Origin of the sequence: Synechococcus sp. R55.7 (genome assembly GCF_047461955.1) — a bacterium.
Lineage (GTDB): Bacteria > Cyanobacteriota > Cyanobacteriia > Thermostichales > Thermostichaceae > Thermostichus.
In genome coordinates, this window is record NZ_JANSIC010000080.1 from 1 (window position 1) to 10,874 (window position 10,874).

Genomic DNA, 10,874 nt, shown 5'->3' on the forward strand with positions numbered 1-10,874 from the left:
TGCTCCACCAAGCGGTCGAATTCTCGCTCGAAAGTAACCAAGGCCCGGTTGGTTTTGCCCCCCAAGTAGAGCCCCGTCTCCGTTTGCAAAGCCCAGATTTGGCTGTAGCTGAAGTAGCTCATCACCACCCCCACCATCAACAGGCCAAATCCGAGATACACCGCAGGGATCCCTGGATCCGATTTAATTTGCAGTCCGGTAGCGCCGATCACCTCATCCAGATACAGAGTGAGGGGGTTGGGGAAGCGTTGGGGAGCGACCTCGTCGAGGGCCAAGCTCATGCCTTGGCGCAGGGATCCCATCCATTGCCCTTCAGTGTCGTAGAGCAGGGCTGTCCCCTGCAGATCCGGCAGCAGCAGCGTGAGGCCCTGGCTCATGTCCGGCTGGGTGGGCACAAAAGCGCCCCAGAGTTTGTTGCCTGCCTCGGTACGCACCGGCACCACCGGGATTTGAAAAGTGGGGCTGTTGTTGATGCGGATGCGGATGCTGTCGATGCTCCAATCGGCTTGGTAAAGGGTCACACCCCGGTAGGAGAGAGGATGGTTGACGGAAATGGTCTGACGTTTGACCTCCTGACCCTGATCCAAGATCGAGAGGTCGGAATAAAACTGCTTGACACGGCCATCGGGAGCGTAGTCAATCCAGAAGCGATTGGCCCGAATTTGCCAGGTAGGCAAGTGAGCGCGAGCCAGATCTCCCGCTCCGGTCAAGTGTTGAATGGAAGCCACGCTGCCGCTGGGAATGAGTTCTTGGGCCTTGAAGCCGCCAATGCTGCCCCAAATGGCCCCCAGCAAGATCAGCAGCATGCTGACATGCACCAAGATGGGGCCGATCCTGCCGATCAACCCTTTGCGGGCGTAGAGGTGATGGCCCTCCTGAAACACCAGGTAGCCCTGTCGGCGCAACCGCTGCGGCAGCCCTTGTAAGGATTGTTGGGGCAGATAAGTCCAAAAGGGCAGGCGCTGAAAAGACTGCGGGCGGGTGAGATAGCTCCAACGGCGAGCCACCTTGAGCATTGGCCACTGGCGCGTAAAGGAACAGGCGATAAGGCTGCTGCCGAACAGGATTAAAATAGCCAGAAACCAAGGGGTGCGGTAGACGTGATCCAATCCCAAGTTCAGGATCACCCGCCAGGTGAGAAAGCCAAACAGGGCCGGATGCTCCGGATAGTGGGCTTGATAAAAAGCCGCTGTTTCCTCTTGCTCAATTACCGTGCCGGTGGCGCTCAAAACCGCAATCGCCAACAAAAGGCCAATGGCCAGGCGCAGATCCGCCAGCAGCGGCAGCAGCTCATGACGAAAGTACCGCCGCAGCGAGGAAACCCAGCGGGCAAGCGGGAGAGAGTATATGACCATGAGAAGTTTGTCGGCTTAAGATTCAGATCGCTGCTCTTGCCAGGCAAGGTGCAGTCCCCAACAGGGTGCTGTAGGTGTAGCCCCATCTTAGCCTGCAGCAGCAGGGATCCCTTAGGCCCAAGCCGACAAGATTGTTACGCTGCCGAACCCCACCAACACCACCCCACTGGCATAAGTGAGCCAGCCCGACCAGCGCCGCAGGGCCAACAGTTGCTTCACCAACCCGGTAAACACCCCCGCCAGGAGCAGAGGAAAGGCCAATCCCAGCCCGTAAGCCAGCAGCAGCCCGCCTCCTACCCAGGGTTGCCCTGTGGTGGAAACCCAGGCCAGCAAAGCCACCAAAACCGGCGTACTGCAGGGAGAGGCCACCAGGCCAAAAGTTAACCCCAGCAACACTGCCCGGCCTAACCTGGGCCATTTCCCGGGGATCTCGAGGCGGTTAAACCCATCGGGAAAACGCAGGGGGAGCACCTCCAACAAGTTCAGCCCCATCAAGATGGCAATTCCCCCCGCCACAGTGGGCCCAAAGGATCCCGTTTGTCCGTAAACGCGACCCAGCAAAGCTGCCGACAAACCCAGCAGGGTCAGGGTAAAAGCCACCCCAGCCGCAAAACCCAAAGATTGAGCCCAAACTTGCCGCCGCCCTTCCCCAGCCGTTTCCTCAGAAGCGGGGGTGTAGCCGCCGATGTAGCCGATGGTCACCGGCAGCATAGACAACGTGCAGGGGGAAAGACTAGTGAGCAAGCCCGCCAGACCCACCACCAACAGACTAACGGGAGAAAGGTGCTGCAGTTGAAACTGCACCAGCTCAGTTGCCCATTGTTCTAGGTGGTAAAGCCAGAGCTGAGCCGTATTCAACATAAGCTCAATCTGTCAACATAAGCCCAAGGTAGCATGAAGGATCCCCGAGCCCGTTCAAGATATCTTTGCTATCCATTCCCACCGCGCAGGTTGTGAGGAATTCCGCGAGGATGGTTGACGGGGAACTGCTGCCATTCCTGTTGAGTTCGTTGCAGCACCCGGAGCAATTCGTCCCACTTTTCGCCAGCGATCAACTGCTCTATCTGTCGCAGCTGAGCTTGGTAGCTGCGCAGGGCAGTCAGCAGCGCCTGTCGGTTGTGGCGGGCCATTTCCAAACCCAATTGCGGGATCCCTCCGCCAACACGGCTGGTATCGCGGAATCCGCTGCTGGCCAAAGTGCGGGCCAATTCCAGAATCGCGGGATCCCCTTCTTGGCTAACCGCTGCGATCAAACTGGCGCTGACCATAACTGGCAAATGGCTGATCCAGGCCACCGCTCGGTCATGGCGTGCGGGATCCGTGAGGACAGCTTCTGCGCCAACAGCAGCAATCAGTTCTTTCACCGCATCGAGAGCCTGAGGTTGGGTCTCGGCGATGGGAGTGAGCACGTAGGGCCGCCCCCGAAACAAGTCAGCTTCTGCCGCTTGGATCCCTTGCAGGCTTTTGCCGGCCATGGGGTGCCCCCCCACAAACCAGGGCCACAATTCGGTTGCCGGAGCAACGATGGGCTGCTTAACCGAGCCGACATCGCTCACCACGGTTTCTGCCGACAAATAAGGCAACAGGGCGGCTAGCGTGGCCAACACCTGCTCCAGAGGGGTACAGATCAGCACCATTTGCGGATCAAAGCGAGCCAACTGGGCCAACTCGGTTCCACAGCCTTGGACAGCACCCCGTTCCAGAGCCTGTTTGCAGGTGGCCGGGTTGCGGCTTATCCCCCAGACGGAATATCCCTTTTCGGTCAGTTTGAGGGCCAGGGATCCGCCGATCAACCCCAACCCGACAATGGCAATGCGCATAGTATCTCAGTAAGCCAGTGAAACTCCTTTTTTGACACCACCAACAACCGCTTCCAGGTGTAGTAGGAGGCTACTCCCGTAGCTCAGCGATACTCGCCACCGGCGGGCAAGCCTAGTTCCTTCCGAAGCTCCCGCCGCAGCAGCTAAATTCTCGGCCAGGGACTGTCCACTTGTCCATTTTTAAGTCAATATAGGGGTAACATCCGGGCTTGCTTGCCCTGCGGATTCGTGGTAGCCAAACTGGCCTCCGACAGGAAAAACAAGGGCAGGCCTTGGATGTATTGGCAGGAGCTCGGCCCGCTGTGGACTGCTGTTGCGCCGAAGGGATCCCAGCCTTTCGTGCCGGCTCAGCGCAGTTCTTCTTCGCTTACTCAAGAGCAGGTGTCCCTCTTCTCAGCGATTCTCCAGAACTGTACCCATCGAGCCACTTTCACAGCGGGCTCGGCTTTTGGCCTGCGAGTTCCCGCTTTAACCCCCGTTGGGGAGCACTCTGTCGTTTAGGAGATTCTATGCCTAGTGAACCCAAAACCCGCAAGAGCCGTGAAAGCACTAACCCGCGCCCGCGCGACCGTCGTCGTGAATCGGCCAAAGGGAGCAAAGGGGCAGTCTCAGCCACCCATCTCTCCTTGCCGAAGTTAATTCAAGAGAATGCGGTGCTCCAATCTCGCAGCCAGTTGTTGTTGATGTACAGTGACTTCCAAACCGAAATGCCCAACGATGGCAAAACCGGTGTGGGCACCTGGCTACAGTCTCGACTCAAGGAGCACGGCATGCCCAGCCTGCTGCGTTTTGGCCCCCGCTCCCGCCCCCAGGTTTTCCGCCGCGATGAATTTTCCGAGTGGATTACGCTGGCTCTGGCCTCTGTTAACCCCAACAGCGACACTGCCCCCTGAGAGCAGCTGAGCTAGGCCGGAAGGGGAAGTTGAGCGGTAGAAGCAGAGGTTGCTGGCCCAGGGATCCCGCCACGCCCGTTGAGGGAAGAGGGTGAACTGGGCTTTTCTGTATCCGGCAACAGCAGGTCGCGGATGAGGCGAGCTGCCGAGCGTTGCAACCAGCGGGAGGCCAATTGACGGCCCAGTTGTTGAGCTTCCGGTTTGGCAGCCACCTTGGCAACAATCGGCAGAAGCTGCAGCGGCTGAAAGCTCGGGTTGCTGCTGAGGAGTTCCCACAGACGCTGCAAATGAGCCAAGCCATCTGAGCCACCCTGGGATCCCGAGCTGGAAAAGAGCACATCCACTAGGCGCTCCCGCAGGAAAGCGCCCCGCTCAGAAAAGATAAAATCAACGGCCTTTTCCAGGGATCCCTGCAGGTCAAAATCCTCGCTGTTGACGGCGTTGCGCAGCAGGTTCTCCAGGCGGTTCCAGCGAAATTGCCCCTGGTTAAACAGCAGCTCCCGCAGAGATACGCGCAGCTCCGGGGCCGGGTCGGTGAGCAGGCGCTGAGCCACGTAGGGATAGGCCACGCTCAACACCTTAAAGTTGGGATCCAGGCCGATGGCGATCCCTTCCAGGGTGAGCAAAGAGCGGATGATCAAGGCGTAGTAGGCGGGAACTCGAAAGGGAAAGTCGTACATCACCCCCGAGAGCCGATCGGTGATGCTCTTGAAATTCAGTTCGGAGACCGATTTGCCCATCGCTTCGGCGAAGACAGCTTCCAGAGCAGGGATGATGGGAGTCAGGTCGGTATCTGGATCCAGGAACTCCAAGTCCACGTAGTCTTGGGCCAGCCCGGCAAAGTCTCGGTTTACCAAATGCACAATCGCCTTGATCAGGCCGTAGCGCTGATGGGGCGCGATGGTGCTCATCATGCCGAAATCGATATAGGCCAGCCGCCCGTCGTACATGGCCAAGAGGTTGCCCGGGTGGGGATCGGCGTGGAAAAAGCCATTTTCCAAAAGCTGCTTGAGGGAGCAATTGACACCGATCTCGATCAAGTGCCGTCCATCCAGCCCCGCAGCAGCGATTTTGTCAACCTGAGTCAGCTTGATGCCATCAATCCACTCCATCGTCAGCACCTTGGTGCGGGTGTACTCCCAGTAAATTTTGGGAGCGTAGATGGAGGGGTGACGGTACAGGGCCAGGAACCGCTCGGCATTGCGGCCCTCCTGCGTGTAGTCCATTTCTTCGTAGAGGCGCCCGGCAAACTCATCGACGATGCCCACCAGGTCGCTGCGGATGCGGCGGAAAGTGCGTTTGGCCCAGGCGGCCAGGCTGCGGACAATATACATGTCGAGAGAGATGCGCCCAATCAAGTCGGGCCGCTGCACCTTGACGGCGACTTTCTCCCCGCTGTGCAAGTAGGCCTGGTACACTTGCCCCAAGCTGGCGGCGGCAATCGGCTCGGGGCTGATTTCTCGAAAGATTTTGTCTACGGGTTTGCCGATTTCCGACTCGATGAGGGCAAAAGCGATGGCATTGTCAAAGGGGGGCAGCTCATCCTGCAGTTTGGCCAGTTCCTCCAGAAACAGGGGCGAAACCAGATCGGGACGGGTGGAGAGGGCTTGGCCGATTTTGATGGCTGTCGGCCCCAATTCCGTGAGGATCTCCCGTAGCCGGGCCGCATGTTTCGGGCGATTCTTCAGTTCTACTCCCCGCCAGCGATCCCAAAACACCCAGGCCAACAAGCCCAAAAAGGGGGTGATCAACTGAAACAGGCGCCGCACCACCAGATCCCAGCGCCCTCGATATTGCTTGGCCAACTGCTCTGGGTCGTAACGCAAGCTTGGCTCAGGAACCACCCCCAGATCTGCCGGAGGGATGGAGACAGCCCCAGAACCCAAGCCATCCTGCCTCGCTGCTATTGTCACTACCGGTGTTGCGCCCATAGATGCCCCAACGGATTCCGTAACACATCTTAACTTGCTGGCTCAGCCTGGCGACCCTCGGAGACAGCCACCAGCCTGCTCGATTGGGTTTGAAAAGGCGGGACGAACCTTCGGAATAAGGATCTTCAGTCTTCTCCCTGAGGAGTTGACAGCAGCCCACCTCTGGGGATCCCCACCAAAACTAGAATGGGAAAACTGCGCTCTCTGCCTCTGTGTCTGGATCTCCCCCTCTACGGCCTGCCGAGCCGAGTGTGACCGGATTTGCAGCCCTTAAGGCGCGCCACGTGCTGTTGGCCTTCTTGGTGATCAACCTGGGGGTAGGCTTGGGAGCCATCGCCTTGGCCCAGCTGTTTCATCTCCCATCTGACGATCCTCTGCTGGCCGACTTTGTCTATTGCGCTACATTTGTCCTCACCTGTATCTGGAGCTGGCGACGGGGGCAGCAAGCCCATCTGCAGATGAGACGGCTGTGGGGCAACTGGCGGGCTGCTATTCCCTGGGGATCCCTGCTGCGGGTGGTGCCGGCTTTGGTAGTGCTCTCCCTGGGCACAACTTTGTTGATGCTCTACCTGGTATCCCTGCCTGCGCCGGAGCTGGCGGAGTCGATGCTGCACTCACTGGGGGAAGAGGATAGGGAAACGGCCTGGCCGCAGATGTATCAGGGGTTGCGCTGGCTCTCGATTGGGGTGGTGGCCCCCATAACGGAGGAGTGGCTGTTTCGCGGCATCTTGCTACACCGCTGGGGCCTCAAGTGGGGCCTCTCCAGAGGTCTGCTGGCTTCTTCTGGGGTATTTGGCCTGCTGCACCCCAACCCCGTCGGGTTGACGGTGTTCGGCCTGGTGATGGGCCTGTTCTACCTGCAGACCCGCTCCCTGACCTTGCCTGTCTTGGCTCATGCCTTGAACAATCTCTTGGCTTTAGCGCTGGGATCCCTAGGAGGGGGAAGGATGGAACCAGCTGATCCAGTCGGGGCTTTCCACCTCTACTTTGGCCTGTTCTGTCTGGGGATAGCTGGGTTCATTTTGGTTCCCTTCGTCCGCTTCCATTGGCCGGAGCGTGGGGCTTGCTTGCCCTATTTCCTGAACCGCTGAGTATTGACTTCCTCACACTTTCCCTCCTGTCTGACGGACTTGTCTGACAGAAGAGCGCTGCCGTGGGATCCCCATGGGAAGTAGCGGAGGTTTGATTGATAAGGAATGCAAAGAAAACGCCAAAAACTGTCACTCGATCTCGGGAAAAAGCTGTGTGGATGGGGATATCCTGAAATAGGCAGCAACAGATTCCAGTGCAAAGTTTAGCTGTGGCTCGCTGGCCGATGGGGTAGTCGTTGGGCCGGGGGTCAGCCCAGAGGGTCAACATGGAAAGGCGGTCTTTTCTGCAAAAACTCCTCCTGGTTGCTGCCGGTCTTGGCCTATCCCCTGGCTGGTTGAGGGGCCGGGCTGAGCGATATGGGCAAGCTTTGGCGGCTGGCTCCCGCAAGCTGGCTGTTCTCATCGGTATTAACCGCTACCTTGGCGAGGGATCCGCGCTACAAGGGTGTTTGACAGATGTGGAGTTGCAGCGGGAGCTACTCCTCTATCGCTTTGGTTTTGACCCGGCAGACATTCTCACCCTTACCGATGGGGCAGCCACGCCGGCTGGGATCCAATCGGCCTTTGCAGAGCACTTGGGGGGTCAAGGTCACACGGCTGAAACGGTAGTGGTGCAGTTTAGCGGCTATGGCCAGTGGCGGCTGGGATCCGCGCCCAACTGTTGGCAGCCGGTGCTGCTGTTGTCTGGCTCTGAGGGAGTGGCAGCAATGGAGCTAGACAGCTTTTTCCGGCTTTTGGAAGGCTTGGGCACTGCCCAGATCACCACCCTTCTGGACTGTGGCTTTACCTATGTCTCGCCGTCGGTGCGAGGCAACTTGCAACTGCGTTCCCGTCCCCCAGCCGCGATCTCGGACTCCAAGGACTCCGTCCCGCTGGCGCGATCGGAGCCGCAGCGGGTTTGGCCGTCTCCGCCCAAGGGCTTGCTGATTTCGGCCACCACCCCGCAAGACTTGGCAGCAGAAGCCGCTTGGCCAGGATTCTATGCTGGGGTACTCACCTATCTGCTGACGCAGTACCTGTGGGAAACCACGCCTGCCACTCGTCTGCTGGTGGCCTTTAACCAAGTGGTTAGCCGGCGAGAGCTGGGCCTATTCGCCTGCCAACGCCCCACCTTGGAAGGCAAAGACACTGCTCGACACATCCATCCCTATTTTCTCATGCCCACACCGGCAGGGGTCAGCGGGGTAGTTCAAGAAGTGAAGGGAAATCGGGCTCAGGTGTGGTTAGGCGGGATCCCATCGGCGGCCCTGTGTGGTTTGCAGCCGGGTACTCTTTTGGTTCCCATTCCCGCCGATCCTTCCGCCTCTTCGCCGACGCCGCTGCTCATGCGTTCTCGCAGTGGGCTGTTGGCTCAGGTTCAGATGGCCAGTCCGGAAGGGCAGCTTCCCCCTGTGGGCACACCTTTGCGGGAGCAGCTGCGCGGCCTCTCCAGCACGCTCAAGCTTTTGGTTGGCCTAGAGGAGAACCTGGGCCGCATTGAAAAGGTGGATCTGACCAATGCCATTGCCGGCTACAGCTGGATGGAAACGGCCAACCCCCGCGAGCGACAGGTGGACTGTTTGTTGGGCCGCATCACCCCGGAAATGGCCACTGCTTTTAGGACTCCGTCCCGCTGGCGCGAACGGTCGGATACCCTGCTCAAACCCCTGGAAGTGAACAGCTACAGCCTGTTCTGGCCGGGGCGAGAATTGCTCCTGAATTCCTGTGGCCCAGCAGGAGAGGCTGCAGCAATGGCCGTCCAGCGGTTAGCTCCCCGTCTTGCCCATCTGCTGGCTGCCAAACGTTTGCGCACCACCCTCAATGCGGTTTCCTCTTCCTTGGCGGTGGTGGCGGAGTTGGCTGTCAAAGGTAGAGCTGCCAATCGCGCCAGCGGGACCGAAGCTCCCCCGTTGGCGGCACGCCTTGTCCAGTCCGCAACTTCCGCTCCTGCTGAGGTGGGTATGCAACGGTTTATGCGGGGGGATCCCTTGCATCTCACCCTTCGCAACAACAGCGATCAGCATCTGTTCGGCTACCTGTTGCTGATCGACCCGACCGGACAACTGCACCTGCTGGCCCCCCTGCCTCAGGACAACTTCACCACACCTCTTCGCTTGGAAGCCAAGAGCAGTTTAACTTTGCCACCCTTGCCGGAGGTCGATGGCGAGCTGCGCTCTGCTGTGAGCTCTGACTTGCTCACCTGTCATGCCCAAGGGCTGACGGAGCTGTTGTTTGTGGCCAGCACCCGCCCCCTGTCCGCCAGCTTGGAAGCCCTCAAGGCTATGGCCCGCAAACTGGGGGTAGCCCGTTCGCCGATGTTGCTCAATGGGCCGCTGGAATGGACGCAAACGCTCCTCGAGGAGTTGACTCAGCGTGCCTCCGAAGGGGATCCCGACTTGCGTTGGCTGGATCCCGCCCAATCCATCACCCTTTCCCTTACCTATTTGCTGGTTTAGCTCAGCAGCAGGGCAAACAAGCCACAGAGGGCAATACCATCGAAAACCCCGGCCCCGCCAATGCTGAGAATGCCTGAGCAATTGCGCCGCAACACCTCCGGCAAGTGCAGGAGATCCGCCCCGATAAGGGTACCCAAAACCCCGCCGGCAAAGGCCACCGCTGGCGCCTGGTCCCCTGCCCAAAACAGAGCGGCTAAGGCTGCCGTAGCCGGGGCAATCAAGGGGTTCATCTGAATGCCGATCCCGGGCACCACGTGGGAAGCATAGTAGCTGACCAAGGTTACCAGCGCCGTTACCGCCAGGATCAGCACGCTATCGGCCCGCCCAAATTGGTATAGGGCCAAGAGCACCGGGATCAGCCCCCCGCCCACGTTTAAGGCAATCACCGTCTCCTGGGAAAGCTTGGTCAAAGGGATCCCCCAGAACTGCCGCATCCACAAGCTAGCTAGGTCTTCTACCAGCGTCACCTCGCATTTCACCCGATAGAGGGGAATATTGACCGAGCTGCCCACCAGGATGGCCAGCAGCAGTAACAGCGCTCCCTCCCGCGAGAACCCCAGCTTTCCCACCGCCAGCGCCACCACATCCACTGCCAGCCCCAGCCAGAGGAAAGGCAGCAGCAACACCAGCATGAAAAACAACAGCAGCGAGACCGGCAGGTAGAACATGGCAGGGATCCCAACTTTTCTTCAGCCTATCAGGACTCGGTTCAACTTTTCTCAGCTGCGTGCCCCCTGAGAAAGTAAGGACTCCGTCCCGCTGGCGCGATAGGTTTGCAACTAAACTTTATTCGTTTCAGGATCTCAAAGGCCAAAAATGAGGTTGCGAATATCCCGATCGCGTTAGCGGGACGGAGTCCTTGAAATATTGCGGCCAGCCCTCCAGTCGCCAGGAGTTTTAGCCATAACGATTTGATAGCGCGGATCTCCATAAAACCGAATTTTGATGTGATTAGATTCTTCAACAGTCTCGAAGCAAAGGTCGCGCAGATACTGTTCAGTATGAATGTTCCACTTGCGGTAGTCTCTGAAGATGTAGCCCTACAGGACAGGCCGGCAGAGGTGCTGCAGATCCTGGGCTAGGCATGGCCCGCTACTACGGGAATGGGGGGATGCCTGCTGGCGAGACTCCGCCACACCAGGGATCCCAGCCCAACAGCCACTCTGGTCGCAGGGACGCCGTTCCCCAAGGCGCGGCAAACGAGCCCCAGCAGGACAGACCACAGCAAAACAACCAATACCCACAAGACTAGACCCAACAGCGGGCCCGCCAAGCCTGCTTCCAGATTGGTCAAAAACTGAAGGCCACCATCACCAACATCAAGGGCAACGAAGTTACTTTCCAGATTT

General features: G+C 58.9%; 8 protein-coding genes. 3 read left to right on the forward strand and 5 right to left on the reverse strand.

Annotated elements, in window-relative coordinates; genetic code table 11:
- From NW820_RS05955 to NW820_RS05965, 3 genes are all read right to left on the reverse strand, one after another.
- Positions 1-1,355 (reverse strand): cytochrome c biogenesis protein (locus NW820_RS05955; protein WP_414406962.1); only part of this gene is annotated, 1,355 nt, incomplete at its 3' end.
- A gap of 111 nt (positions 1,356-1,466) precedes the next feature.
- A complete protein-coding gene (locus NW820_RS05960; RefSeq protein ID WP_414406963.1) occupies positions 1,467-2,216 on the reverse strand; it encodes a cytochrome c biogenesis protein CcdA in 750 nt (249 codons plus the stop codon).
- 68 nt (positions 2,217-2,284) lie between these two features.
- Complete coding sequence (locus NW820_RS05965) at positions 2,285-3,175, reverse strand: prephenate/arogenate dehydrogenase (protein WP_414406964.1); 891 nt, start codon at positions 3,173-3,175, stop codon at positions 2,285-2,287.
- Between the two features lie 509 nt (positions 3,176-3,684).
- Between NW820_RS05965 and NW820_RS05970 the strand changes: the two genes are divergently transcribed.
- Positions 3,685-4,068 (forward strand): hypothetical protein, encoded by a 384-nt coding sequence (locus NW820_RS05970; RefSeq protein WP_414406965.1) that lies wholly within the window; start codon positions 3,685-3,687, stop codon positions 4,066-4,068.
- An 11-nt stretch (positions 4,069-4,079) separates the two neighbouring features.
- Here the strand turns inward: NW820_RS05970 and NW820_RS05975 are convergent, their stop codons facing one another.
- Entirely contained in the window at positions 4,080-5,999 is a 1,920-nt protein-coding gene (locus NW820_RS05975; RefSeq protein WP_414406966.1) for an ABC1 kinase family protein, read from the reverse strand.
- Between the two features lie 251 nt (positions 6,000-6,250).
- On the opposite strand from NW820_RS05975, the gene NW820_RS05980 reads away from it, so the two are divergent.
- Positions 6,251-7,090, forward strand: a complete 840-nt coding sequence (locus NW820_RS05980) for a lysostaphin resistance A-like protein (RefSeq protein WP_414380646.1) — start codon at positions 6,251-6,253, stop codon at positions 7,088-7,090.
- Between the two features lie 266 nt (positions 7,091-7,356).
- Positions 7,357-9,525 (forward strand): caspase family protein, encoded by a 2,169-nt coding sequence (locus tag NW820_RS05985; protein ID WP_414406967.1) that lies wholly within the window; start codon positions 7,357-7,359, stop codon positions 9,523-9,525.
- Here NW820_RS05985 and NW820_RS05990 read toward each other — a convergent pair.
- Complete coding sequence (locus tag NW820_RS05990; protein WP_414332122.1) at positions 9,522-10,193, reverse strand: DUF1614 domain-containing protein; 672 nt, start codon at positions 10,191-10,193, stop codon at positions 9,522-9,524. The two genes, NW820_RS05985 and NW820_RS05990, sit on opposite strands and share 4 nt — an antisense overlap.
- Positions 10,194-10,874 lie beyond the last annotated feature (681 nt).

What these genes read in the sequence shown, in the direction of transcription:
- NW820_RS05960 (WP_414406963.1), bottom strand. Translation starts at nt 2,216, where the DNA reads ATGTTGAATACGGCTCAGCTCTGGCTTTACCACCTAGAACAATGGGCA.
- NW820_RS05965 (WP_414406964.1), bottom strand. Translation starts at nt 3,175, where the DNA reads ATGCGCATTGCCATTGTCGGGTTGGGGTTGATCGGCGGATCCCTGGCC.
- NW820_RS05970 (WP_414406965.1), top strand. Translation starts at nt 3,685, where the DNA reads ATGCCTAGTGAACCCAAAACCCGCAAGAGCCGTGAAAGCACTAACCCG.
- NW820_RS05975 (WP_414406966.1), bottom strand. Translation starts at nt 5,999, where the DNA reads ATGGGCGCAACACCGGTAGTGACAATAGCAGCGAGGCAGGATGGCTTG.
- NW820_RS05985 (WP_414406967.1), top strand. Translation starts at nt 7,357, where the DNA reads ATGGAAAGGCGGTCTTTTCTGCAAAAACTCCTCCTGGTTGCTGCCGGT.
- NW820_RS05990 (WP_414332122.1), bottom strand. Translation starts at nt 10,193, where the DNA reads ATGTTCTACCTGCCGGTCTCGCTGCTGTTGTTTTTCATGCTGGTGTTG.